The 25,236-nt window shown below is 71.3% G+C and carries 21 protein-coding genes and 1 other RNA gene; 7 read left to right on the forward strand and 15 right to left on the reverse strand.

From position 1 onward, the window contains the following. Window positions 1-110 precede the first annotated feature (110 nt). The gene (locus ACLJQF_RS24195; protein ID WP_410611802.1) at window positions 111-2,324 is read right to left on the reverse strand and encodes a DNA polymerase III subunit gamma and tau; all 2,214 of its coding nucleotides are present in this window, start codon (window positions 2,322-2,324) and stop codon (window positions 111-113) included. Window positions 2,325-2,394: 70 nt separating this feature from the next. Between ACLJQF_RS24195 and ACLJQF_RS24200 the strand changes: the two genes are divergently transcribed. Then, complete coding sequence (locus tag ACLJQF_RS24200) at window positions 2,395-3,246, forward strand: spermidine synthase (RefSeq protein WP_410611803.1); 852 nt, start codon at window positions 2,395-2,397, stop codon at window positions 3,244-3,246. Between the two features lie 221 nt (window positions 3,247-3,467). Here ACLJQF_RS24200 and ffs read toward each other — a convergent pair. From ffs to ACLJQF_RS24255, 11 genes are all read right to left on the reverse strand, one after another. Next, window positions 3,468-3,562, reverse strand: an RNA gene (gene ffs / locus ACLJQF_RS24205) — signal recognition particle sRNA small type. 21 nt (window positions 3,563-3,583) lie between these two features. Further along, window positions 3,584-4,177 carry a GTP-binding protein gene (locus ACLJQF_RS24210; protein ID WP_410611805.1) on the reverse strand — a complete coding sequence of 198 codons (594 nt, stop codon included), beginning with the start codon at window positions 4,175-4,177 and terminating at the stop codon, window positions 3,584-3,586. Next, a complete protein-coding gene (locus ACLJQF_RS24215) occupies window positions 4,155-4,508 on the reverse strand; it encodes a DUF742 domain-containing protein (RefSeq protein WP_020642116.1) in 354 nt (117 codons plus the stop codon). The genes ACLJQF_RS24210 and ACLJQF_RS24215 overlap by 23 nt, the downstream gene beginning before the upstream one ends. 11 nt (window positions 4,509-4,519) lie before the next feature. Further along, complete coding sequence (locus tag ACLJQF_RS24220) at window positions 4,520-4,954, reverse strand: roadblock/LC7 domain-containing protein (RefSeq protein WP_410611806.1); 435 nt, start codon at window positions 4,952-4,954, stop codon at window positions 4,520-4,522. Continuing rightward, on the reverse strand, window positions 4,951-7,785 hold the full coding sequence (locus tag ACLJQF_RS24225) for a nitrate- and nitrite sensing domain-containing protein (protein ID WP_410611808.1): 2,835 nt from the start codon (window positions 7,783-7,785) through the stop codon (window positions 4,951-4,953). Before ACLJQF_RS24225 ends, ACLJQF_RS24220 begins: the two co-directional genes overlap by 4 nt. Before the next feature lie 25 nt (window positions 7,786-7,810). Continuing rightward, entirely contained in the window at window positions 7,811-8,599 is a 789-nt protein-coding gene (locus ACLJQF_RS24230; RefSeq protein WP_410611809.1) for an ABC transporter ATP-binding protein, read from the reverse strand. Then, complete coding sequence (locus tag ACLJQF_RS24235) at window positions 8,596-9,546, reverse strand: ABC transporter permease (protein ID WP_410611811.1); 951 nt, start codon at window positions 9,544-9,546, stop codon at window positions 8,596-8,598. The genes ACLJQF_RS24230 and ACLJQF_RS24235 overlap by 4 nt, the downstream gene beginning before the upstream one ends. Next, window positions 9,543-10,556: an ABC transporter substrate-binding protein gene (locus ACLJQF_RS24240; protein ID WP_410611813.1), complete on the reverse strand. Its 1,014-nt coding sequence runs from the start codon at window positions 10,554-10,556 to the stop codon at window positions 9,543-9,545. The genes ACLJQF_RS24235 and ACLJQF_RS24240 overlap by 4 nt, the downstream gene beginning before the upstream one ends. A 648-nt stretch (window positions 10,557-11,204) precedes the next feature. Beyond that, complete coding sequence (locus tag ACLJQF_RS24245) at window positions 11,205-13,088, reverse strand: glycosyltransferase family 39 protein (protein WP_410611814.1); 1,884 nt, start codon at window positions 13,086-13,088, stop codon at window positions 11,205-11,207. 345 nt (window positions 13,089-13,433) lie between these two features. Beyond that, window positions 13,434-14,951: a sensor histidine kinase gene (locus ACLJQF_RS24250; RefSeq protein WP_410611815.1), complete on the reverse strand. Its 1,518-nt coding sequence runs from the start codon at window positions 14,949-14,951 to the stop codon at window positions 13,434-13,436. Further along, window positions 14,929-15,678: a response regulator transcription factor gene (locus ACLJQF_RS24255; protein WP_410611817.1), complete on the reverse strand. Its 750-nt coding sequence runs from the start codon at window positions 15,676-15,678 to the stop codon at window positions 14,929-14,931. Before ACLJQF_RS24255 ends, ACLJQF_RS24250 begins: the two co-directional genes overlap by 23 nt. Before the next feature lie 224 nt (window positions 15,679-15,902). Between ACLJQF_RS24255 and ACLJQF_RS24260 the strand changes: the two genes are divergently transcribed. From ACLJQF_RS24260 to ACLJQF_RS24275, 4 genes are all read left to right on the forward strand, one after another. Then, the gene (locus tag ACLJQF_RS24260) at window positions 15,903-16,508 is read left to right on the forward strand and encodes a hypothetical protein (protein WP_410611819.1); all 606 of its coding nucleotides are present in this window, start codon (window positions 15,903-15,905) and stop codon (window positions 16,506-16,508) included. Between the two features lie 188 nt (window positions 16,509-16,696). Next, window positions 16,697-17,851: a sensor histidine kinase gene (locus ACLJQF_RS24265; RefSeq protein WP_410611820.1), complete on the forward strand. Its 1,155-nt coding sequence runs from the start codon at window positions 16,697-16,699 to the stop codon at window positions 17,849-17,851. Further along, entirely contained in the window at window positions 17,848-18,513 is a 666-nt protein-coding gene (locus tag ACLJQF_RS24270) for a response regulator (RefSeq protein ID WP_410611822.1), read from the forward strand. Before ACLJQF_RS24265 ends, ACLJQF_RS24270 begins: the two co-directional genes overlap by 4 nt. 9 nt (window positions 18,514-18,522) lie before the next feature. Further along, complete coding sequence (locus tag ACLJQF_RS24275; RefSeq protein WP_410611823.1) at window positions 18,523-18,720, forward strand: hypothetical protein; 198 nt, start codon at window positions 18,523-18,525, stop codon at window positions 18,718-18,720. On the opposite strand, the gene ACLJQF_RS24280 is transcribed toward ACLJQF_RS24275, so the two are convergent. Then, the gene (locus ACLJQF_RS24280) at window positions 18,710-19,156 is read right to left on the reverse strand and encodes a nitroreductase family deazaflavin-dependent oxidoreductase (protein ID WP_410611825.1); all 447 of its coding nucleotides are present in this window, start codon (window positions 19,154-19,156) and stop codon (window positions 18,710-18,712) included. The two genes, ACLJQF_RS24275 and ACLJQF_RS24280, sit on opposite strands and share 11 nt — an antisense overlap. 124 nt (window positions 19,157-19,280) lie before the next feature. Here ACLJQF_RS24280 and ACLJQF_RS24285 point away from each other — a divergent pair, with 124 nt between their 5' ends. Further along, window positions 19,281-19,952: a TetR/AcrR family transcriptional regulator gene (locus ACLJQF_RS24285; RefSeq protein ID WP_410611826.1), complete on the forward strand. Its 672-nt coding sequence runs from the start codon at window positions 19,281-19,283 to the stop codon at window positions 19,950-19,952. 37 nt (window positions 19,953-19,989) lie between these two features. Next, window positions 19,990-21,513, forward strand: a complete 1,524-nt coding sequence (locus tag ACLJQF_RS24290; protein ID WP_410611827.1) for a 3-hydroxyacyl-CoA dehydrogenase — start codon at window positions 19,990-19,992, stop codon at window positions 21,511-21,513. A gap of 6 nt (window positions 21,514-21,519) precedes the next feature. Here the strand turns inward: ACLJQF_RS24290 and ACLJQF_RS24295 are convergent, their stop codons facing one another. Both ACLJQF_RS24295 and ACLJQF_RS24300 read right to left on the reverse strand, forming a co-directional pair. After that, on the reverse strand, window positions 21,520-22,080 hold the full coding sequence (locus ACLJQF_RS24295) for a L,D-transpeptidase (RefSeq protein WP_410611829.1): 561 nt from the start codon (window positions 22,078-22,080) through the stop codon (window positions 21,520-21,522). 95 nt (window positions 22,081-22,175) lie between these two features. Next, a complete protein-coding gene (locus ACLJQF_RS24300) occupies window positions 22,176-25,157 on the reverse strand; it encodes a PQQ-dependent sugar dehydrogenase (protein ID WP_410611831.1) in 2,982 nt (993 codons plus the stop codon). Window positions 25,158-25,236: the final 79 nt, after the last annotated feature.

A 25,236-nucleotide genomic window follows, 5' to 3' on the forward strand; every position in this document is an offset into this window, starting at 1 on the left:
CGTGCCGGAACGGCGAACTCGCGTACCTCGATGGACGACACGCGTGATCCGGGGGTCGACACGCGTGACCAGGGAGTCGACACGCGTGATTGAAGGGTCGACACGACCGGTCAGTCGAGGGGGCGGGCGCCGAGGTGCTCGGAGAGGAGTTTGCGGGCCAGCTCGTCCGGGTCCTTGTCCGGCGGGGGTGGGGGCGGCGGCGGGGCCGGGCTCGCGTCCTCGTTGTAGAGGTCCTCGTCGTCCTCGTCGGAGGGTTCCGGGGGGAGCGGGATGTCCGGCTCGGTCGTCGTGACCTTGGGCCGCGGCGGGACCGGCGGGGCCGGCGGGGTCGCGGGGCGGGCCGCCGGTTCGGCGGCGGGTGCCACGGCCGTCGCCGACTGGCGGGTGAAGGAGCGCTCCGGTGCCGGGGCCGCCTGCCGCGGACGGGCCGCGGAAGCGGCCGGGGCGTTGCCGTGGACGCAGCGGACCTGCCAGTCGCCGCCCAGGACTTCGGTCAGGGCGCCGGCGATCTTGCGGGCGTTGTCCTGGTCGGAAATGCGGCGGGACAGGGGCTCGGACTTGTGGGTGAGCGTCACGGCGTTGCCCTCGACGCTCGCCACCGTCGCCTGCGTCAGCATCGCCTCGAGGCTGCGGCCGCCGGTGAACTTGCGCAACGCGGTCATCAGCTGCGGCCAGACGTTCCGGATCGCGGCGGCATCCATTCCGCCTGGCCCCGCCGTCGCGGCCGGCGGCGCCGGAGCGGCCGCGCTCGGGGTTTCCCGGCCATCGGAAGACGTGGAGGCGCTTGCCGCCGCCGGGGCGGGCGTGCCGCCGCCGGGCGTCCGCACCGCACCCCAGCCGCCGTCGCCGGACTGAGCCGCGGCCGGTGCCTGAGGTGCCGTGGTGGCGGACGCGGCCGCGGCCGCGCCACCGGCCGGCGTGCGCGGGGCTTCCGAGCCGCCGTCGCCGGACTGGGCCGAAGCCGCCGCGGCGGCGGCGGAAGCAGCCACACCACCAGCCGGAGCAGGCGCACCTGCCGGGTCGGCGGCGGCCGGCCGCTCCGGCTCCGACACCGGCGCCGGACCTGCCGACGCCGGGCGCTGCGAAGGCCTCGAAAACTCGCGTTCCGGCGCGGCGCGCAGGGGCGGCTCCACACCACCCTCCGCCGGCGCACCTCCCCCGCCGGCCAGGGTCGCGCGCCGTTCCAAACGCTCGATGCGCGCCAGCAGCGCCTTCTCCGCGTCCGTCACCGACGGCAGCAGCATCCGCGCGCACAACAGCTCGAGCACGAGCCGGGGCGAGGTCGCCCCGCGCATCTCCAGAAGTCCACTGTGGACGATGTCGGCGTAGCGCGAAAGGGTGCCGAGGCCGATCCGCTCGGCCTGCGCGACCATCCGCGACAGCTCGTCCTCCGGCGCGGACACCAGCCCGCCGGCGGACTCCGGCACCGCGCGCAGCAGCACCAGGTCCCGCAGCCGGTCGAGCAGGTCGGTCGCGAAGCGGCGCGGTTCGTGGCCGGCCTCGGTGAGCTTCTCGACCGTGCCGAACACCGTGGCGGCGTCCTCGGTCGAGAGGGCGTCGACCATGTCGTCGATCAGCGCGACGTCGGTGACGCCCAGGAGCGAGACCGCCCGCGGGTACGAGATGCCTTCCGGCCCGGCACCGGCCAGCAGCTGGTCGAGCACCGACTGGGTGTCACGCGCCGACCCACCGCCCGCGCGGATGACCAGCGGGTACACCGCCGGCTCGACCTCGACGCCTTCCGCCGCGATGTTGCGCTCCAGCAGGCTGCGCATCGCGCCCGGCGGGATCAGCCGGAACGGGTAGTGGTGCGTGCGCGAGCGGATGGTGGTGAGCACCTTGTCCGGCTCGGTGGTGGCGAAGATGAAGATGACGTGCTCAGGCGGCTCTTCCACGATCTTCAGCAGGGCGTTGAAGCCCTGCGTGGTGACCATGTGCGCCTCGTCGATGATGAACACGCGGTAGCGCGACTCGGCCGGCGCGTAGAACGCCTTGTCGCGCAGCTCGCGGGCGTCGTCGACACCACCGTGGCTGGCGGCGTCGAGCTCGGTGACGTCGACGCTGCCCGGCCCCTCCGGCGCGAGCGCCTTGCACGAGTTGCACTCGCCGCACGGGTCCGGCGTCGGGCCCTTGGCGCAGTTCAGCGAGCGCGCCATGATGCGCGCGCTGGACGTCTTGCCGCAGCCGCGTGGACCGGAGAAGAGGTAGGCGTGGTTGATCCGCCCGGCGGACAGCGCCGTGCGGAGGGGTTCGGTCACATGCTCCTGACCGACGACCTCGGCGAAGGTCGCCGGACGGTACTTGCGGTACAGCGCTAGAGCCACCCGGCGAGAGTACCGGGCACCACCGACAACCTTCGCCGTGCGGTCGCGAGACCCGATAACCTCGGTGCCCGTGAGCCGCACGCGGAAGCCCGAGCCGGTACCCGGGCACTACCCGGTGCGATTCGGCACGGCGGAGCTGGTCCGCGACGCCGGCCGCGGCAACGCCTGGCTCGTCTCGGTGGACGGCGTCGCGCAGTCGTACGTCGACCTCGACGACCCCGCCCACCTGGAGTTCGACTACGTCCGCCGGTTCGCGGACGTGGTGGACCGCCTGCCACCGGGCCGGCTGGACGCGCTCCACATCGGCGGGGCGGCGTGCACGCTCCCCCGGTACGTCGCGGCCACGCGGCCGGGCTCGCGCCAGCTGGTGTTCGACGCCGACGGCGAGCTGGTCGAGCTGGTCCGCACGCAGCTGGGCCTGCGGGTACCGGGCCTGCGCGTCCGGGTGACGGACGGCCGCAAGGGCCTGGCGACGCGCCGGGAGGACTCGGCGGACCTGGTGGTGGTCGACGCGTTCGAGCGGGCGACGCTGGCCGGCGGCCTCGCCACGCTGGAGGCGACAACGGCGATCGCGGGCATCCTCCGCGCCCCGGGCCTCTACCTGGCGAACATCACGGACGGCTCAGGCCTGCCATTCGCCCGCCGCTTCCTCGCCACCCTGCTCGCGGTCTTCCCGGAGGTCCTGCTGCTGGCGGACCCGGGAGTCCTGCGCGGCCGCCGCTTCGGCAACCTGGTGCTGGCAGCCTCGGCAACGGAGCTCCCGACGGCGGAAATCGCCCAGCGAACGGCCTCGGCAGCATTCCCGGCAAGGTGCGTACACGGCGCGGAGCTGCGAAAACTGGCCGGAAAGGCAGCCCCGATCACCGACGCGGACACCCCACCGCCCCCAAAGCCCCCGAACGACGTCCTGGGCCTGTTCTAGGCAACACCCATGCGCCCCAAGGCGGCCTTCGGTGCGTCTGACGCACCGAAGGCCGCCTTGGGTGCGTCAGACGCAACCAAGGCCACATTGGGGCGCATGAGACAGCGGCAGCCTCGCAGGCCGCACCAAAGGCACCGTGGGGGTCCGGGGGCTCGGCCCCCGGGCAGAAGAACGAAGAGAAGGCCCGGCAAAGGGGCGAAGCCCCGAAGCCGGAGCCGAAAAGAAGGGGACCCCGCGCACCCGCCAGAGCCTGCTTATCCTTGCTGCCTTCCGGCCCTGGGGAGGTTCACAGGGTGGACGCCGCGCGGGGTCCGTGAATCAGTGTAGCGGGCCCCGATCAAGCACCCGCACCAGCCTGGGCTCGCGCCCGCTTGAACGTGTTGTGCAGCACCGCCAGCAGCGCGTCCCGCACCGACAGCTTCTGCCGGGCGTCGAACGTGATCAGCGGGACGTCGTCGCTCACCGCGAGCGCCCAGCGGATGTCCTCGAGGTTGTGGCCGAGCGAGCCGTCGAACATGTTCACCGCCACCACGAACGGCAGGCCCGCGTTCTCGAAGTAGTCGACCGCCGGGTAGCAGTCGTCCATGCGGCGGGTGTCCACGATCACCAGCGCGCCCAGTGCGCCGTGGACCAGGTCCTGCCACATGAAGCCGAAGCGGTCCTGGCCGGGCGTGCCGAACAGGTACAGCTTCACCTCTTCGTCGATGGTGATGCAGCCGAAGTCCAGGGCCACCGTCGTCGTGGTCTTGGACGGGACGTGGCCCGTGTTGTCCACGGACATGGACGTGATCGCCGCCTCGGTCGTCAGCGGCTTGATCTCCGAGATGGACGACACCGCCGTCGTCTTGCCGACGCCGAAGCCGCCCGCGATGACGATCTTGACCGGGGCCGGCGGCCGGGTGCCCGGTTCAGTGAATGGCTTCGAGTCCACGAATGACCCTTTCGATCATGCCGAGGTCGTGCGAGTTGTGGTTGCCTGGCCGCCGGACGACGACGTAACCCAGCTCGGCGAGGTCGGCCACCAGCACCCTGGCCACCCCGATGTGCAGGCCGAGCATGGCGGCCACCTCGGCGACCGACATCGTGTTCCGGCAGAGGGAAACGATTTCCTGGCGTTCGAACGTGAGCTTCGGGTGCGACGCCGCACCGAGGCGGGACGTCATGACCTGCGCCTCGATTTCGAGGCTCTGGTCGACCGGCTGGGCCCGTCCCGAGGTCATCAGGTACGGCCGCAGCAGCGAGATGTCCGGTTCTTCGGTCATCGCGTCGCTCCCTAGCTTCCAACAGTGTTCTTAAGCTCCTCGATGAGCCCCGGCGTCAGGACTTCGGTGGCGCGGTTGGCGAACATCGCCATCTCGTAGGCGATGGTCCCGAGGCTGGCCTGCTTGTTCGCGAGGACGCCGAGCGAGCAGCCGATGCTGATCGTGCAGACGAGCAGGTAGCCGTACTCGAGCTCGATGATCACCTTGTCCGGCGAGCCGAGCGGGTGGCTTTCGGAGACGCCGTGGGCGAGGCCGAGCATGGCGGAGGAGATCGCGGCGAGGCGGTCGGCGTTGGAGCGCTCGAGCTCCGTCGACATGGCGATCAGCAGGCCGTCCGCCGAAACCGCGATGGCCGCTATCGCGCCCGCGGTGTGCTGCGCGAAGCGGCTCACCAGCCAGTTGAAGTTCTGGGCTTCGACACTGACACCAGTTGCGGGGATGCTCATTTCCTGCTCTCTTCTCCTCGTTCCATCACACGACCGGCGACCACGCCTTGGGGCGGGCTGTCTGCCGTCACGTCGTCCGCCTTGGCGAGGCCGGCGGCGAACGCGTCGAACGCCGCACGTTCGGCCGCCGGGTCCCGCTTGGCGCGGTTGACGACGGCGCGGGCGAGCGGCCGCCCCGCGGTCTGCTGACGCAGGCCCGGGGCGAGCTGGGCACCGGGGACACGGCGCATCAGGCCGTCGCGCGACTGCGCGGCGGCCGTGAACGGGGCCGTGGGCACCGGTGAGGCGCCAACGGGGGCGCGGACCGGGAGTGGTGACACGGGTGCGGTCACGACGGTGGGCGGCGCGGCCGGCAGGTCGGCCGTCAGCGCGGTGACTTCGGCCGCCTTCGGGAAGGCGGCGGTGGGCGGTGCGGTGACTTCGGCGGCCTTCGCGAAGGCACTCGCGAAGCCGTCCATCGCGGCCTTGGTCGCTTCCGGGTCGTGCCGCGGTTTGGTGTCGGCCACCGCCGCGGACGTGCCCGGGCTGGGCAGCTGGGCGCCGCGGACCCGGCGGCGCAGGCCGCCACGGGCCTCCGACGAGGAGGAGGAAGACGTCGACACCGACGACACAGCCGCGACCGCTTCCTCCGGCGCGGGGGCCTCGGCGGGCTTGGCGTCGGGTTCGGCGTCCGGCCACACCGGTTCCAGTTCGCGGAACCAGCGGAAGCCGTTGCCGTGGCCGAGCAGCGCCGGGATCGCTGGCGCGGGCAGTTCGGCGGGCCGGTCGCGGACCGGTTCCGGTTCCGGCGGCCGGAATTCGTCCACAGTGGACGACGCGATCGGTACGGCCGGCGCGGCGTGCCGCGGCGACGACGCGATCGGCGGCGCGGCCTGCGCCGGGATCACGGGCGTCGGCGCGGTCTTCGGGCGCAGGCCGTTGCGGTGGCTGAACAGCTCCGCCGGGATGGTCAGCCGCGCGGTCACGCCACCGGTGGTCGGCGTCGCGAGCAGCTCGACGCCCAGCTCGTGGCGCCGCGCCAGGCGGCCGACCACGAACAGGCCGAGCACACTGGTCGGCGCGAGCTCCAGGCGTTCGCGCTCGACGAGCCGCCGGTTCTCTTCGGCCAGCTTCTCCGCGGTCATGCCGATGCCGTGGTCGACGATGCTGACCAGGCAGGCGCCGTCGGCGAGGGCCATGGTGTCCACCTCGACCATCGCGCCCGGCGGTGAGAACGACGTCGCGTTCTCCAGGAGCTCGGCGAACACGAGCACCAGGTCGGCACCGAGGGCCGACGACAGCAGGATTTCGGCGACGACGCCGAGCTTGACGCGCTGGTAGTCCTCGATCTCGGCGAGCGCCGAACGCAGGGCCGTGGACAGCTCGATCGGGCCGGCGATCCGGGTTTCGTCGCGGGTGCCGGACACCACGAGCAGGTTGTCGGCGTTCCGGCGCAGGCGGGTGGAGAGGTGGTCGAGCCGGTACAGGCTGGCCAGCAGCCGGGTGTCCTGCTCGTTGCGCTCGACCTCGTCGATCAGGGCGAGCTGGCGGCCGACGAGGTTCTGCGTGCGCTTCGCGACGTTCGCGAACATCAGGCTGGTGTTGCGCCGGGTGAGCGCCTGGCGTTCGACCAGCTCGGCCGCGGTGGTCTGGACCCGGTTGAACGCGGCGGCCAGCTTGCCGAGCTCGTCGTCGGAGACGACGTCGATGGTGGCCAGCCGCGGGGTCTGCTCTTCGGCCTCTTCGGTGTCGGTCACGCGGACGAGCTCGGTGCCGGCCAGGTCGGCGACCGACGTCGCCGCGGTGGTCAGCTGGCGCAGCGGCCCGGCGATCGAGCGGGAGACCGCGACGGCGAGGAAGGCGACCAGCAGGAACAGGCCGCCGGCGCCGAGACCGACCGTCCAGGACAGCTGCGTCGCGCTGTCGGCACGTCCGGTCGCGGAGTCGGCGATCTCGTTGATCGCCCGCTCCTGCACGAGCTTCCGCTGTCCCGCGTGGGAGTCCGCCGCGGTGAACACGTCCGCGACGTACTGCGTGGTGGCTGCCGCGTCACGGGGCTTGTCGACCTCGGCGGCGAGTTCGTCGACGCGCCGGCCGGCGTCGCTCTGCTCGATCCGGACGACCTGGGCGGACCGCTGGGCGTCGTCACCGTCGTCGCCCTGCTTGACGAACCGGTCGACGAAGATCGGCGCCTGCTGGGTCGCGTCGTCCAGGATGGACCGGCCGGCCTCCGGCGACACCGCGGTCACGATGAGGGCCATCGCGCGCAGCGAGTTCTCCTCGTTCGCACGCAGCAGCGCGTCCAGCGCCGTCAGCTCGCGAGCGCCCTCGGCGTCACTGGTGAGCTGCGGGACCAGGCGTAGGGAGTCGATCACCGCGTCGATCACGGCGTTGTAGGTCCGGGCGACGCTGTCGAGCGCGACGCCGCGGCGGGCCGCGTTCTGCCGCAGCTCGGCGAGCGAGCCGATCCGGGTCAGCGCCGCGGAAAGCTCGTCGGGAGCGTCGTCGCCCAGTGAACCGCGGACCTCGGCGACCGTCTGGTCGACCACCTTCTGCTGCTGGACCATCTGGTCGGGACTCGCCGACGGCGTCGCCACGAACGCGCCCGTCAGCAGCCGTTCGCGCTGCAGCTGCCACATCAACCCGCCGAGCTGCTGGGCGTGCCGCGCCACGGCGGCCGACTCCGCCGCCGCACCGGCGCTGTTCGCCTGCGTCAGCACGAACGGCACCGACACCAGCACCACCGCGATCAGCGGGGGCAGGAGCAGCAGGTTCAGCTTGCCGCGAATACCGAGCCGGGCGAGAAAACTCCTGCCGCCGGCCCGTTTCGCGGTCGACCTGCCGTGTCTCATCCCGCCACCTTCCCGTCTTCCGTTCTCACTCGACCGCGGCCACCCGGTTCACGTGGCCCCGGTGCTGCTCCCGGACGAGGTCCTCGATCCGGGCGCGCAGCGCGAGGAACTGCGGTTCGCGCTTCACCGCCAGGTCGCGCTCGGCGGGCAGCACCACTTCGACGTCGGCGGCGATCCGGCCCGGGTCCGAGGCGAGCACCACCACCCGGCCGCCGAGGAAGACCGCTTCCTCGACGTCGTGGGTGACCATCAGCACCGTGGTGCCGGTGTCGGCCCACACCTGGCGGATGAGCACCTGCATGTCCTCTTTGGTCTGGACGTCCAGGGCACCGAAGGGTTCGTCCAGCAGCAGGACTTCCGGTTCGCAAGCCAGGGCGCGCGCGATCGCGACGCGTTGCTTCTGGCCGCCGGAGAGCTGCTTCGGCAGTGACTTGCGCACGCCGTGGAGGCCGGTTTCGGCGAGGTACCAGTTCACCCGCTCGGCGCGCTCGGCCGGGTCGAGCGAGAGGAGTTCGAGTCCGAACGCGACGTTCTTCTCGACGTTGCGCCACGGGTAGAGCGCGCCGGCCTGGAAGACGAGCCCGCGGTCCGGCCCGGGCCCGGTCACCGGTACGCCGTCGAGCACGATCTCGCCCTCGGTGGGGCTGCTGAGCCCGGCCACCAGCGACAGCAGCGTCGACTTGCCCGAGCCGCTGGCGCCGACGACGCAGACGAACTCGCCGCGCAGCACCTCGAGGTCGACGCCGTCGAGGGCGCGCGTGACCTTGCCGCGGACGGTGTAGTCCTTGGCGACGTTCCGCAGTTCCAGCGTCATGCCGCCCACTTCCCGACCCGCGTGCGCAGCAGGCGCAGCAGGACGTCGATGAGGAGCCCGGCGATCCCGATGACCACGAGCACCGCGAAGATCTTGTCGGTCTGCAGGAACCGCTGCGCGCGGACGATCCGGTAGCCGAGGCCGGCCGAGGAGTTGATCAGCTCGGCGACGACCACGAAGTTCCACGCCGCGGCGGCGTTGACCCGGATCGCGTCGATCATGCCCGGCAGCGAGTGCGGCACGACGATCTTGCGCAGCACCTCGCCGCGGCGCGCGCCGAGTGTGTAGGAGACGTCGATGAGCGAGTCCGGCACGCCGCGGACGACGTCGGCGGTCATCAGCGTGTTGAAGAAGACCGTCCCGATGAAGAGGATGGCGATCTTCGACGGTTCGCCGAGGCCGAGCCAGATGATCAGCAGCGGGATGAACGCGCTCGCCGGCAGGTAGCGCAGCAGCCCGATCAGCGGCTCGAAGAACGCCTGCCCCGCGGTGAACGTGCCCATCAGGATGCCGAGCGGCACCGAGACGAGCACGGCGAGGCCGAAGCCTTCGAGCACGCGCAGGGTGGTCGTCCCGAGGTCGTCGAAGAGCTCACCGGTGCTCGCCATCTCGGCCCCGGCCTTGAGGACCGCGACCGGGGACGGCAGGAACGTCGAGTCGACGGCCCCGCTGATGCTCAGCGCGATCCACGCGAGCAACGGGATCGCGAAGGACAGCACCGCCAGCGTCCAGCGGGACGCCGCCGAAATGGGCTTGCGCAAGGAGAAAAGCGGTGAAGCGGACGGCTTCAGCCCGGCCCGGCGGGGCAGCGGCGACCAGTCCGGTCGTCCACCGCCCGCCCGGCCGGCCTCCTGCTGTTCGGCGAGCCGCTGTTCGGCTTCCAGTGCTTCGGCGGCCCGTGCGTCGGCCGTGACCGCCGGGGTGGTGCGCTGGGACGGACCGGTCACTGGGGGGCGGCCTTCACGAACTGGTCGTCGAACAACCCGTCGAGCGACGGCCGCTGCTGGGCGAGCCCGGTGCTGACGATGAAGTCGATGATCTTGTTCGCCTGGAAGTCGAGGTGCTGCGCGGTGACGCCCGGCGTGAACGCGTCGATGTTCTGCTGCCGCGTGAAGATCGTGGTGCCGGCGTCGTAGGACTTGTAGTCCGCTTCGGACACGCCACCGCGCTTGGCCATGATCTTGACGGCCGCGTCCTTGTTGTTCTTGATCCAGGTCAGCGTCTCGAACCAGGTGTTGACCAGCGCCTGGACGTCCTTCGGGTGGTCCTTGATCAGCTTCTGCGACGTGACGAGGTGGTCCGGGATGGCGCCGGGGAACTCGGCCGACGAGGAGATCGCGCGGCTGCCCGGGCGCTCCAGCGCCGTCGAGGTGAACGGCGCGAACGCGGCGACCGCGTCGACCTGGCCGCTCTTGAACGCGGCGGCCGCGGCGTCGGTCGGGAGGTTGACGAGCTGGATGTCCTTTTCGGTCAGTTTCGCCGACTGCAGCGCCAGCAGCAGCAGGTAGTGGTCGACCAGGCCCTGCTCGACGGCGACCTTCTTGCCCTTGAGGTCGGCGATGCTGGTGATCCCGTCCCGCGCGATGATCTTGTCGTTGCCGGTGGAGTTGTCGTTCACCAGCACGATCGACAGCTTGGCGCCGCCGGAGACCGACGACAAGGTGTCGTTGAGGGTCTGGCTGTTGGCGTCGATGGCGCCGCTGGAGAGCGCGTTGATGCTGTCGGTGTAGTTGTCGAAGTACTTGAGGTCGACGTTGACGCCGTTCTTGGCGAACAGGCCCTGTTCCTGCGCCACCTGCCAGGGGAACCAGCCCGGCCAGGCGCTGAACCCGATGGTGATCTTGCCGCCGCTGCCGGAGGCGGAACTGTCACTGCACCCCGAAAGAGCCGTGACCCCGGCGAGGGTCAGCAAAGTCAGGAGCACCGTCAGCAGACGAGGGCGAGGACGGGAAATCACAACGAACTCCAGGTTGCGGGGGAAGTGGAGTGGTGCCGTACCAAAAGGGGGAATTGCGGCGCTCGGGGCTACGGGTGGTGACGACGGGGAGGTCGATCGGTTCGAGCTGCGCTGCCGCGCACGGTCATCGCTGCTCACTTCCGCCGCACCTGATCGGGTCATCGCGAGAGAACGCGGACAGGAGGCGCCTACTACCAGTGAAATCCCAGCACTCAGCGCACCGGATCAGCCACCCCTGTCCCTCTCCCGGCGGAGAGCCTAGCGACTAGCACAAGATCCCCACAACGTCCGTCCATTACAGCCGAACGAGTGACCGCCACCTGGTCTAGCCAGCGACATCGATGTGTTCGAGATCGATCTGGGCAAGGTTTCTGTCGGCCGCCCGGTCAATATTCGCGGGTGCGCGAGCGCAACCTGCGTGCAAGTGCACGCTTCGATGCGCAAAGTCGTTACGACAGCAACAAGGAGTACCGAGTTACTCACCCACGGCGAAGTGGCGGGTCCGAACGGTCGTTCGAAATGACCCGGGCACGCTCCGACAATTCGAACACCTGTCCGCATCCGCCCGATACTGCACCGGCCCGGAAAGCGCGGATGATTCCCAGACTGTTAACACGTTTGAAACAATTCAACCCGGCCGTCGAATTTCTATCGGCCGACAGATTTAGTCAAGTCGTAAACGGTCGTGCCCCCGACCGTCCGCGACGCGAAGTTCTGCTCGACCCAGGCCTGGATCTCCCCGGCGGTCCCCCGGCCGCCGCCGAAACCGCCGCGACCACCGGCGACGTAGTAGTGGATGTCGCCGTCGGCGACGTACTGCCGGAATTGCGCAAGCGTCGGCGCCGGGTCGCTGCCGCTGAAGCCGCCGATCGCGAGCACCGGCCGGCCGCTGGCCAGGGCCAGCCCCGCCGACTGCATCGCGCCGCTCTGCGCCGCCGCCCACTTCGTCGTCGTGGCCTTCAGCAGGTCGATGACCGCGGTACCGGCCTCCCCTGCGCCGAAGCCGCGCGGGCCCCCGAAGCCGCGTCCACTTGCGACGGCCGGCCCGGACGACGGTGTCCCGCCGGAGTGCGCGGTCGCCGCCGTGGCCAGCGTGAAGGACGTCGTCCCGAGCAGCGCGCCGCACAGGCCGAGCACGGCCACGACCGGGCCGAGCCGCCGGAAGCGGTCGGCGCCGAAGAGCAGGCCCGCGGCGGCGGCCGCGGCGGTCACCAGGAGTGCGTAGCGCACCCACGGCTGCCAGTCCGGCGTCCGCGCGAGGAGGACGAAGGCCCAGACCGCGGTCACCGCGAGCATGACGGCGAGCACCGCGCGCGCCGCGAAGTTCGCCCGGCCGCGCCAGAGTTCCCGCGCGGAGATCGCCAGCGTCGCGGTGATCCCGGGAGCCAGCGCGACTGTGTAGTAGGGGTGGATGATGCCGCTCATGTAGCTGAGCACCAGCGCGGTGACCACCAGCCAGCCGCCCCAGAGCAGCAGCGCCGCCCGCGTGCGGTCGGTGCGGGGCGCGCGGCGGGTGAACCACAGGCCGGCGACCAGCCCGATGATCGCGGCGGGCAGCAGCCACGACGCCTCGCCGCCGAACTCGCCGCCGAACAGGCGCGTCAGGCCGGCCTGACCGCCGAAACCACCCCTGCCACCGGTGGGCAGTTCCACCCCGGCGGGCGGGGTGAACGTCCGGCCGCCGCCCCCACCGCGGCCTTCGCCGAAGATCCGGCCGAGGCCGTTGTAGCCGAAGGCCAGTTCGAGCACGGTGTTGTCGGTCGAGCCGCTGATGTAGGGCCGGTCCGCGACCGGCCACAGCGCGACGGCCACGATCCACCACCCGGCGGAGACGACCACCGCACCCGCCGCGGCGAACAGCTGACCGACCCGGCGCCCGAGCGACGTCGGCGCCGCGACGGCGTAGGCGAGCACGAACGCGGGCAGCACGAGGAAGGCCTGCAACATCTTGTCGAGGAAGCCGAAGCCGATCGCGACCCCGGCGAGCACCAGCCACTTCGTGCTCGCGTGGTCCAGCGCCCGCACCACGCAGTAGCCACCCGCGACGAGCAGGAGAACGAGGAAGGCGTCGGGGTTGTCGTACCGGAACATGAGCGCGGCGACCGGCGTCAACGCGAGCCCGGCCCCGGCCAGCAGCCCGGCGCCAGGTCCCGAAAGGCGCCGCACGGCGAGGTAGAGCAGCCCGACGGACGCGACGCCGGCGAGCGCGTCCGGCACGAGCAGGCTCCAGGTGGAGAACCCGAAGAGCCGCCCGGACAGTCCCATGATCCACAGCGAGAACGGCGGTTTGTCGACGGTGACGACGTTGCCCGGATCGAGCGAGCCGAAGAACAGCGCCTTCCAGCTCCACGTGCCGGCCTGCACGGCCATCGCGTAGAAGTCGTTGGCCCAGCCGATTTTCGCCAGGTCCCACAGGTAGAGCAGGCCGGTACCGAGCAGCAGCGCGGCCACGGAAGGCCTGACCCACCGGGGTTCCCGTTCGGGAGCGGGCTGGGCCTGGGCGTGTTCGGGCGCCGACAGCGTGGTCGTCATGACCGTCACCGTGTCGGCGTCGCATGTGGTGAACTTGTGGCGAAGCTGTGCGTCAGCTGTGGATTCTGCCGCGGCTGGTCGTGAGTGGTAAGTCGGTTCTGGCGAACGTCTTTTGCCGACCCACGTTGTCAGTAGGGCCAACTCACCGCCCGGAACGGCCAATTCACGCACCGGACCGGCCAACTCGCCGGCGGTGTGGGTGAGTTGGCCGTTCCGGTTGGTGAGTTGGCCGCCGGGGGCTGCCTGGGTGCGTTCCCGGCCGGCGCAGACGCCTGCCGCGGCTGGTCGTGAGTGGTAAGTAGGGTTCTAACCCGAATTACCACTCACGACCTGCGGCGCGAGGTATCAGACGGGCGTCAGCGCTTCGGGGAAGGTGATCTCGAACTCCGTCCGCCCCGGACGGCTCTGCACCCCGACCCGGCCTCCGTGCGCGGCCACCACCGCCGCCACGATCGCCAGCCCCAGGCCGGTGCTTCCCGCCGCGCGTGACCGTGAATTGTCGCCGCGGGCAAAGCGCTCGAAGATGTCCGGGAGGATCTCCGGCGAAATACCCGGGCCGTCGTCGGCCACCCGGAGCCGGACGATTCCGTCCGAAGTGGACAATGCGGTCGTCACCGTCGTACCCGGTGGGGTGTGCGTGCGCGCGTTGGCGAGCACGTTGATCACCACCTGGTGCAGCTGGCCCGCGTCGCCGAGGACGCCGATCGGCTCGCCGGGGACGTCCATCAGCCACTTGTGGTCCGAGCCCGCCACGTGCGCGTCCGCGACCGCGTCGGCCACCAGCCGGCACAGGTCCACCCACTCGTGCACCACCGGGCGGCCCGAGTCGAGCCGGGCGAGCAGCAGCAGGTCCTCCACCAGCGTCGTCATCCGGCGCGACTCGGACTCGACGCGGCTCATCGCGAACGCGACGTCCGGGGGCACCTGCTCGCCGCCGCGGCGGGTCAGCTCCGCGTAGCCGCGGATCGCCGCCAGCGGGGTGCGCAGCTCGTGGCTCGCGTCGGCGACGAACTGGCGGACGCGGTTCTCGCTCGCGTGCCGCGCGGTCAGCGCATTCGCGACGTGCTGCAGCATCCGGTTCAGCGCCGAGCCGACCTTGCCGACCTCGGTGTTCGGGTCGGTGTCGGCCTCCGGGACGCGTTCTGACAGCGCGACTTCACCGCGGTCCAGCGGCAGCTCGGAGACGCGCGTCGCGGTCGCGGCCAGCCGGTCGAGCGGCTGCATCGTGCGCCGGATCGTCGCCGCGCCGACCGCGCCCGCCACCAGGATCCCGGCGAGCGCGACGCCGCCGAGGATGAACCCGAGCTGCCAGAGCGTCTCGTTGACGTCCTTCAGCGGCAGGCCGATGACCGTCTTTTCCCCGCGGGTCGACGTCGTCGAGACGACGCGGTACTCACCCAGGCTGCCGCCGAGGTCGATGCTGCGCTGCTTCCCGTCCGACGGCACCGCGAGCAGGGCCAGCGCCTGCGCCTTCGGGATGTCCTTGAACGGCGGCTTGCGCTTCGACGCCCCAGCCGCGCTCGAGTCGAGCACCGCGGCCGACGCCTTCGAACCGATCTGGACCACGGCGAGCGTGCCCTCGCCCTGCCCGAGCACGCGCAGCGCGTCCGGCGGCGGGGGTATCTCGCCGTACGTCCAGGGCGGCGGGCGTTCCGCGGCGTGCAGGGCGCGATCGCTCGCCGCGGCCAGCCGCTTGTCCTGCTGGCCGACGAGGAACTCGCTCAGCGCGAACTCCGTCACCACGCCGACGACCACGCAGACCAGGGCGAGCAGCGCGGCGAGCTGGACGATCAGCCGCCGCCGCAGCGACCACGGCCGCCGGACCCGTGCCGGGCGCGGTTCAGCCGGCGGGTTTGAGGACATACCCGGCGCCCCGCATGGTGTGGATCATCGGCTCGCGGTCGGCGTCGATCTTCTTGCGCAGGTAGGAGATGTAGAGCTCGACGATGTTGGCCTGGCCGCCGAAGTCGTAGCTCCACACGCGGTCCAGGATCTGGGCCTTCGACAGCACCCGCTTCGGGTTGCGCATGAGGTAGCGGAGCAGCTCGAACTCGGTCGCGGTGAGCGGCACGAGGTCGCCGCCGCGGTGCACCTCGCGGCTGTCCTCGTCCAAGGTGAGGTCGCCGACGACCAGCGTCGACCCGCTCGCGCCGGTCACCCCGCCGGCCCGGCGCAGCAGCGCGCGCAGTCGCAACGCCACCTCTTCGAGGCTGAACGGCTTGGTGACGTAGTCGTCGCCGCCCGCGGTGAGCCCGGCGATGCGGTCCTCGACCGCGTCCTTCGCCGTCAGGAACAGCACCGGCAGGTGGGGCGCCTCGGACCGCATCCGGCGCAGCACCTCCAGGCCGCTGAAGTCGGGGAGCATGACGTCGAGGACGACGGCGTCGGGGCGGAAGTCGCGCGCGATCCGGACGGCCTCGGTGCCGTCGCCCGCGCTGCGTATCTCCCAGCCCTCCATCCGCAGGGCCATCGACACGAGCTCGGCCAGCGTCGCCTCGTCGTCGACGACGAGCACCCGGACCGGGCTCCCGTCGGCGCGGCGCAGGTCGGCCTTGCCAGGGCCTGGTGACGTGGCGTTCATAGCGGTCATAGTGCCACCTTCCCGGCCAGGCGTCGGTGTTCGCTGTGTGGTCGCTGTGCATTTGCTGTGAAGGTTCGCGCGATCGAGGCACAGCTTTGGAGGCACAGCTTTGGAGGCACAGCTTTGGAGGCACAGCTTTGGAGGCACAGCGCCCGCTGACGCTCCGCACAGCTCAAACACAGCCGCCGCGGCGAACCTGAGTGGGACCAGTGTGGGCACCACCGGAGGACACGATGACGACCGAGCCGATGCCGAACACCCAGCCCGAGGGCGCCAATTGGGGCGATCCGGCCCCGGCGGCACCGAAGAAGGGCTGGTCCGGCAAGAAGACGGCGATCGCGGCGGGCATCGCCGTGGTAATCGCGGCGGGCGGCGGCGCGGCGATCTGGGCCGGCACGAGCAGCGCCGACAACACGGCGGCCCAGGGCCCCGGCGGGTTCGGCGGCCCGGGCGGCGGCCAGTTCCGCGGCCAGGGAGGGCCGGGAGGTGGCTTGGGCGGCGGAATGACGGCGTTGCGCGAGGCACTGCACGGTGACTTCGTGGTGTCGGACGGCAGCGGCGGCTACACGACCGAGCGCCTGCAGACGGGCGACGTGACCGAGCTGAGCGCGACGTCGGTGACGCTGACCAGCAAGGACGGCTACAAGCAGACGTACACGCTCGACGCGTCGACTCAGAAGACGGGCGAGGTGAAGACCGGCGACACCAACGTGACGGTGGTGGCCAAGGTCGAGGGCCAGACGGCGACGGCGGCGTCGCTGGGCAAGGGCTTCGAGCAGGGCCAGCGCCAGCCGGGCCAGCGCCGCGGTGGCGAATACTCGGCCCGTCCGACGAACTGACCCGAGCGCCCCAATGTGGCCTTCGGTGCGTCTGACGCACCCAAGGCGGCCTTCGGTGCGCTAGACGCAACCAAGGCCACATTGGGGCGCACCCAGACAGGGAACGCCCCGGTGCCGCGGACCCCCCCTCACGCGGCATCGGGGCGTTCCCGTTCCTCGTCCTGCACCGTTAGGGCACAGTTGCGGGTGTGCAGGACATCCGGGGGTCGCTGAGACGGCAGTCGCTGCTGGTCGCGCTCGTCTGCGTCGTCTGCGATGCCGCCCTCTTCATCCTTCGCGGCCCGCTCGGCGAGGCCGGCTGGCGGGCCTGGGTGGTGCTGCTCGGCGGGATCGCCGTCAACGCCGCGCTCGCCGGGGCCGCGCGGTACTCCGGGTGGGTCGCGCTCGCCCACGCCGTGCTCTTCGCCGGTGCCCCGCTGCTCCTCTGCACCTGCCAGGGGTACGTCACCGGCAACAACGCCGGGATCCTCATCGCCGGCTACCGCGCCGGGGCCTGGCTGCGGACGAAACCCGCGGTGCTCGCGCTCGGCGCCCTGCTCATCGGTGTCACCGTCGGCTGCCTCGAAGGCGGCGGGCGGACCGCGAACGACTGGCGGCTGATCGCCATCAACGTCGGCGTCTCCGCGCTGCTGCCGTGGCTGGTCGGCCGGTACACGACCGCCCGGCGCGCCTACATCGCCGATCTCGAGCGGGAAGCCGACGAACGCCGTCAGCACGAAGAAGAAGCCGTCAAGCGGGCCGTGCTCGAGGAGCGCACCACCATCGCGCGCGACCTGCACGACGTCATCTCCCACCACGTCAGCGCCATCGGCGTGCACGCCGGCGCCGCCCGGCTCGGCCTGCCCGATGGCGCCGAGCCGGCGCGGAAGTCGCTCGGCGCCGTCGAGTCGGCGAGCCGCTCGGCGATGGCCGACCTGCGCCGGCTGCTCGATCTCCTGCACGCCGAGACCAACGCCGAACAGCCCGGTCTCGACAACCTCGACGAGCTGGTCGAGACGGTCCGCGCGGCCGGCCTGCCGACCCGGCTGACGCTGCGGGGCGAGTCCCGCGAACTGCCGGGCTCGCTCGACATCGCGCTCTACCGGATCGCCCAGGAGGCCCTCACCAACGCCCTTCGCCACGGCCAGGGCCCGGTCGAGGTCGAGCTGAACCACGGCCGCACCGAGATCGTGCTCTCGGTGACCAACGGCCTGCGCGCGAACCGGACGGCCGAAGGCGAGCACGCGCACCGCGGCCTCGCCGGCATCCGTCAGCGCGTCACCCTGTTCAGCGGCCAGGTCTCCTACGGCGAGACCGGCGGGCTCTGGCAGCTGCGCACGACCTTCCCGGTGGAGAGCACATGATCCGCGTCCTGCTGGCCGACGACCACGCGATGTTCCGCTCCGGGATGCGCGCGCTGCTCGACACCCAGCCCGACTTCACCTGCGTCGGCGAGGCGTCCGACGGTCGCGAAGCGGTCGCCGAGACCGCCCGCCTGCGCCCGGACGTCGCGGTCCTCGACGTCCGGATGCCCCGCCTCGACGGCCTCGCCGCGACCGAGGCGATCCTGGCCGCGCCGGGCAACGACACCCGCGTCCTCGTGCTCACCACCTACGACGCCGACGAGTACGTCTACCGCGCGCTGCGGGCCGGCGCGAGCGGGTTCCTGCTGAAGAGCCTGGCGCCGGAGGAGCTGGTGGCGGCGATGCGGGTGGCGGCGCGCGGGGACGCGCTGATCGACCCCTCGGTGACGCGGCGGCTGGTGGCGAAGTTCGCGGCGGTCCTCGAACCCGCGGCCGCCGAACCCCCGGAGCTGGCCCGGCTGACCTCCCGCGAACGCGAGGTCCTGCTCCTGCTCGCCGACGCCTCCAGCAACGCCGAGATCGCGCGGAAGCTGCACGTCGGCGAGGAAACGGTCAAGACGCACGTCTCGCGCGTGCTGAGCAAGCTCGGGCTGCCCGACCGCGTGCACGCCGTCGTCTACGCCTACCGCCACAAACTCGTGCCGGACGAGCGATCCGCCTAAGCTGGGCTGATGAGGCGATGGATCACCTTCGCGGTCGGGGTCGTGCTCGTGCTCGTCGGCGCCGTCTGGGTGCTGCAGGGCATCGGCGTCATCACCGGCAGTTTCATGACCGGCCAGAAGCTGTGGTTCCTGATCGGGCTGGCCGCGTTCCTGGTCGGCGTGGTCCTGATCGCGGCGAACTTCACGCGGCGCAAACCTACTTCGTGAAGATCTCGAAGATCGGGTAGCCCGGCGCGATCTCGCGCAGCTTCTCGTCCGAGGCCTTGGCGTCGACGCCGTCGAAGAACACGCCGACCTCGAACTTCCAGCGCTTGAGGTAGGCGCGCAGGATGCCCGGCTTCTCGTCGTGGGCCAGCTCGCGGAAGGTGAACGTCTCGACGCGGCGCCCGACGCGCAGCGTGCCCTGGCCGGCCGCCCGCAAGTTGCGCACCCACTGCGTCTCGCCGCGCGGGGCGACGAGGTAGCGGACACCGTCGATGGTCAGCAGGTTGACCGGCACCGAGCGCGGCTCCCCGCTCTTGCGGCCGACGACGGTCAGCACCCGGCTGCCCCAGACGCTCACGCCCAGGTTCGTCAGCTTCGCGACCACCTCGTTGAAGACGCTGGTGGACTTGCCGGGCTTGATGTAGCGGGTGTCGGTCATGGTGGCCTCCGAGTTTGGGAGAGCAGTGCTCTCGGTTAAGAGCAGTGAACACTAGAGCGCCGCACACTGTCAAGAGCAGTGCTCTCTATTTTGCGCACCGCTCTCGTCGTGGCACACTGATCACATGACCGCCACCCGCACCGCGCGTGAACGCGCCCGCGCCGAACTGACCCAGGAGATCAAGGACGAGGCCCGCCGCCAGCTCGCCGAAGTCGGCGCGAACGGGCTGTCGCTGCGCTCGGTGGCCCGGGAGCTGGGCATGGTGTCGTCCGCGATCTACCGGTACTTCCCGAGCCGCGACCGGCTGCTGACCGACCTGATCGTCGACGCCTACAACGCGATCGGCGAGGCGGCCGAGAACGCGGACCCGGGCACCGGCGACCTCCGCGAGCGCTGGCTGGCGATCTGGCAGGGCACCCGTGACTGGGCCCGCGCGCACCCCCACGAGTACGCGCTGATCTACGGCTCGCCGATCCCCGGGTACGCGGCGCCGCAGGACACCGTCGTGCCGGCCTCCCGCGTCGCCCTCGCCCTGGTCAAGGTCCTCACGCACACCGAACTGCGGGCGGTCGACGGCGAAGTGCCGCCCGAGCTGCGTGCCCAGGCCGAGGCGCTGACGAAGGTCCTCGGGATCATCGCCGGCCCGGAAACCGTGGCCCGGCTCCTCATGGCGTGGACGCAGCTGTTCGGCGCGATCAGCTTCGACCTGTTCGGCCAGTACGTCGGCAGCGTCGACCCGGCCGACGCGTTCTTCGCCCACTCGGCGAAGCGGATGGCGGAGTTCGTCGGCCTCTAGGCTGAGGCGAGAGTCCAACAGCGGAAGGCGGCACGACGTGACGGGGTGGGCCGGGAAGGTCGGCAGGATCCGGGTGATCGGCACCGGGGTGATGGGCCGCGGGATCGGCCAGCTGGCCGCGACCGCGGGGGTGACCGTCGAGCTGGCCGACGTCCGGCGCGAGGCCGTCGCCGAGGCGATCGGGTACGTCGGCGGGATGATCGACAAGCTCGCCGCCAAGGGCAAGCTGAGCGAGGACGCCCAAGCCGTCAAGGACCGGCTGGTCCCGGTGGAAGCGCCCGACGCCCCCGCGGACGGTGTCGACCTCGTGATCGAAGCCGTCCGGGAGGACCTCGCGACGAAACGCGCCCTGTTCGCGAGCCTCGAACGCGTCTGTCCACAAGAGACGATCTTCGCGACGAACACGAGTTCGCTGTCGGTCACCGAGATCGCCGCCGAGCTGGCCGACCCCGGCCGGCTCATCGGCCTGCACTTCTTCAACCCGGTGCCGCTGATGCGGCTGGTCGAGGTCGTGCCCGGCGCCCGCACCCAGGACCGGCTGCCCGGCCAGGCGCTCGAGCTGGTCAGGAGCTGGGGCCACGAGCCGGTGCTCGCGAAGGACGCGCCCGGCTTCCTGGTCAACCACGCCGGCCGCGGCCTGAACACCGAGGCCCTGCAGATCCTCGCCGAGGCGCTGGCCGAGCCCGCCGACGTCGACCGCATCGCCCGGGACGTCCTCGGCCTGAAGCTCGGCCCGTTCGAGCTGCTCGACCTCACCGGCCTCGACGTCTCGCACGCCGTCCTGGAAAGCATCTGGAGCGGCTTCCACGGCGATCCGCGGCTGCGGCCGTCGTGGCTGACCCGGCCGCGCGTGGCCGCCGGGTTGTTCGGGCGGAAGAACGGCGAAGGCTTCTACTCCTACGCCGACGGCAAGCAGCAGGTCGCCGACGAGCCCGCCGCCCCGCCGAAACCGTCGAGCCCGGTGTTCACCGCGGACGAGCACCTCGCCCGTGCGCTGTCGTCCAGGGGCGTGCACGTGGTGTCCGACGCCTACCCGGACGCGATCCTGCTCGTGCCGCTCTACGGCGAGTCCACAGTGGACGCCGCCGCTCGCGCCGGACTGCCGCCGGCCCGCGTCGCCGGCGTCGATCCGCTGGGCGGCTACGAACGCCGGTTGACGATGTCGGTGCACCCCGGGCTCGACCCGGCGGTGGGCCGCGCCGCCTGGGGCGCGCTGGCCGCGACCGGCCGCCCCGTGACGGTCGTCCGCGACGGGCCCGCCCCGATCGCGCAGCGCCTGCTGGCGTCGATCGTCAACACCGCCTGTTTCATCGCGGGCCAGCACCTCGCGACGCCGCCGGACATCGACACGGCGGTCCGCCTCGGCCTCGGCTACCCGCGCGGCCCGCTGGCCTGGGGCGACCTCGTCGGCGGCGACGTGGTGCTGCGCATCCTGCACAGCCTCACCACGACCACCGGCGACCCCCGCTACCGGCCGAGCCCGTGGCTCACCGAGCGCGTCGCCCTCGGCCTGCCGCTGACGTCGGCCGGGACCACACCGGCCGACCTGCGTCAGTCCTGAGAGGACTTACCGGACGACCTGGACTTCGTCGCCGTTGTCCAAGGAGTTGAAGAACTTCAGCGACGCCGCGGACGAGAGGTGCACGCAGCCGGCCGAGTACCTGCTGAGGCTGCCCTCGTGGAACGCGATGCCGCCGGGGGCGAAGAACACCGAGTTCGGCATCGGCGCACCGTTGAACTCGGTGCTGTGGTGCAGCTTTTCCTTGTATTCCACGTGCCACTTGCCCACCGGGGTCGGCTCGTCCTTCTTGCCCGGCAACATCTTCACCGGGCCGTACACGATCTTGCCCGCGTCGAGCAGCCAAGCCTGCTTGCCCGAAAGGGACACACACGCCTTCGCCGTGATCGTGCACGGCACCCCGGCCGCCATCACCGGCTTCGCCTTGGCCGGAGCCGAAGCCGGAGTCGACGCCGGAGCCGCCGGAGCCGCCGCGGGCGCGGACGTAGTAGCGGCCGAAGGTGTGTCCGCCGCCAGCCGGACGTCCGCCGTCCCGGTCGCCGAACAGGCGGTCAGCACGGCCCCGACGGCCAAAGTGGACAGAGCAGCCAGAACGCGCCGCACGCGCATGTGATCCCCCAGGAGTTCGTGTTCCCTGCTTTCTGCCACCCAAGACGTGCGGTGTGGCCCGGAGGTTGAGCGGGCGGGAAAATCTTCGAGGCGGGTCACCCGCGGTAGTCGCGGGCCCCGGCGGAGGTGTAGGTGATGTAGCCGCCCTCGAAGTCGCTGCGGTACCCGCCGGTCACCGCGTACTCGTCCGTTTTCGGGTAACGCAGGTAGGAGTACTCCCACCCGAGTGCCGCCCAGCGCTTCCGGATCTCACCCTTGACCATGTGGGCGCCGGTGGCCGTCGTGTAGTAGATCGAGCCGCCCTTGGTGAAGTGGTTGTAGCGGCCGCGGCCGTCCGGCGTGGCGAGCTCGTCGGACGTCGGGTAGCCGAGCCCGCGCTCGTAGTCCAGGGCCGCCCACTTCTTCCGGATCTCGCCGTTGATCGCGCGCGCACCCGTCCCGGCCGTGTAGTAGATCGACCCGACCGTGCCGCCCTTGGCGAAGTGGTTGTACCGCGCGACACCGTCCGGCGTTCCCAGCTCGTCGGTCGTCGGGTAACCGAGTCCACGCTCGTAGTCGAGCGCCGCCCACTTCTTGCGGATCTCGCCGGAGATCGCGTGCCCGCCCGTCGCCACCGTGTAGTAGATCGAGCCGACGTTGCCGCCCTTGACGAAGTGGTTGTACCGCGCGACACCGTCCGGCGTCGCCAGCTCGTCGGTCGTCGGGTAACCGAGCCCACGCTCGTAGTCCAGCGCCGCCCACCTCTTCCGGATCTCCCCGGAGATGAAGTGCGTGCCCGTCTCGGCCGTGGAGTAGATCGAACTCACGGTGCCGTTGGCGACGAGGTGGTTGTACTGGGCCACGCCGTCCGGCGTCGTGGCCGTGTCGGAAGACGGCGGGCCCACCACGGCGTGCCCGCCCATGGCGAGGTACTTGTCCAGCACCGGGCCGGTGACGAACCGAGTGCCGGTCCCGGCGCTCCAGTACAGCCGGCCGTTGGCGTGGACCCGGTAGTGGACCGGGCCGTCGGTGATCTCCCCCGCCGCCGGCGCGCCGAGCTTCGCCCGCAGCGCCGCGTCGGCGTCGTAGCGCTGGTCGATCGGGGTCACGTAGTTCGCCGTCAGCGCCAGGTCGGCCGAGCCCACGGTGATGATCCACTTGGGGTCAGCGGGACCACCCTGCCAGCCGGTGAACTTCGAGGCGCCGTCGATGGCCAGTGGCGCGGCTTCGACGTCGAAGGAAGCGCCTTCGGTGACCATGGCCGAACTCACGCCGCCCGCCACCGGGATGCTCAGTGCCGCGGGCTGCGTGCCGCGCAGGGTGATCCGGTGCTGCCGCGGCATCGCCGTGTACGTCTTGGCGACGGAGACCCCCGCGCTGTCGGTCACTGTCGCGGTGAACTCCATCCGGGAGTCGGGATGCGCGGTGAACGACTGCGAGAAGCTGCCCCCGGCTCCGCCGATGCCCGGGTGCGAGTGGCACGTCGCTTCGGTCGGGCAGTGCCGCACGGCCGTCGTCCAGGTGATCGGCAGCGCGCCGTCCTCGGCGTCGGTCGCGGTGGCGCTCACGGAGACCGTCTGGTTCACCGCGAACGTCGTGTTCCCCGGCCAAGTCAGGGAAAGTACCGGGGTCCGGTTGCCGGGCGCGACCACGGCGGCCGCTTCGCCGTTGAGGCCCAGCGGGTCCCGGACCCGCAGCTTCGCGGTGAACGACGCGGTGCCCGGTGCATAGGTGTGCGACATCTTCGGACCGGCGTCGGCCGCGGTGGCCCCGTCCCCGAAGTCCCAGTCGTAGGCGAGTGTGTCGTTGTCGTAGTCGACCGAAGCCGAGCCGTCGAACGACACTGTGCGGGTGTCCGGGTTCGTCGACGTCGCCACCTTGGCCACCGGCGCGGTGTTGCCGGCCGTGTAGGTCAGGCGGCGCAGGTTCCCGGAGAGGATGTCGGCGTAGACGATGTCACCGTTCGGCGCCGCGGCGAACTTCACCGGGCCGCCGATGCCGGTGAAGACCGGCGGGTTCTCCGGGGCCTGCGTGAGCTTGCCCTGGTCGTCGTACCGCAGCGTCCAGATCTTGTTCGACACGTAGTCGCCGAAGAAGTACGAGCCGTGGTAGGACGCCGGATAGCTGGCTCCACTGTAGACGATGCCGCCGGTGACGCTGTTGCCCGACATGGCCGCGGTGCCGTGCGTGTACTCGTGGATCGGCGGCTGGTTCAGCACGCCGGCGCAGGCCGCGAGGCCGCTGTAGCCCGGCGTCGGGCGACTGCCCTCCCAGCACGGCCAGCCCTGGTTGGCGCCGCGCTGGACGACGTCGACCTCTTCCCAGTTGCTCCACCCGACGTCGCCGGCCACCGGCAGGCCGAGGTTCGGGTCGATGCTGAAGCGGAACGGGTTGCGGAAGCCGCGCGCGAACACCTTGCTCGCGGTCGAGGCCGGGTTGGCGGCGTCGTAGTACGGGTTGCCCGGCACCCCCTGGCCACCGGCGGTCAGGTGGAAGATCTTGCCGTAGGGCTGGTTGACGTCGAGGGCGCGCAGCGCGCCCGGGTCCATCATCCGGTAGTCGCCGCTGTCGCCGACGGACAGCCACAGCGTCCCGTCCGGGACCGCGATGACGCTGTCGATGCCGTGGACGTCGAAGATGCCCGGCACCTCGAACAGCGGCTGCTCCCCGGTCAGGCCGGCCGGCGCGCCCGCCGCGTCCACGGTCACGGTGAACCGCGACAGCCGCATGACGAAGCCACCGGCGGTGTTGATCGACCGCGTGAGGTAGATGCCGCGCGACGTCGCGTAGTCCGGTGCCACGGCCAGCCCGACGAGCCCGAGGTCCTCGTTGGTGCGGACCGGCAGCGTCGCGATCGTCCGGCCGGCCCCGGTGACCGGCAGCCAGCGGACGGCTCCGCCCTTGCCGGTGGCCAGGACGGAGTTGTCCGGCAGGTACCCGAAGTCGGTGAGCTGGTACAGCCCCAGCCCCGTGTCGGTGTCCCGGAGCACGAAGCCCGGCGGGAGCGTCGCCGCCGTCGCCACCCCCGGTGACGCGACGGGGAGCAACGCTCCCCCCAGGACCGCCGTCAGCAGCAGGCGAAGCTTCCGCATGGCCATCTGGCCCCCTTCCCTTGCGATCATTTGTCGCAAGATCAAGGGGGCCAGTTGCAGTAACCCGGATTAGTTCACTTGAACG

The organism is Amycolatopsis sp. lyj-109 (assembly GCF_046548995.1).
Lineage (GTDB): Bacteria > Actinomycetota > Actinomycetes > Mycobacteriales > Pseudonocardiaceae > Amycolatopsis.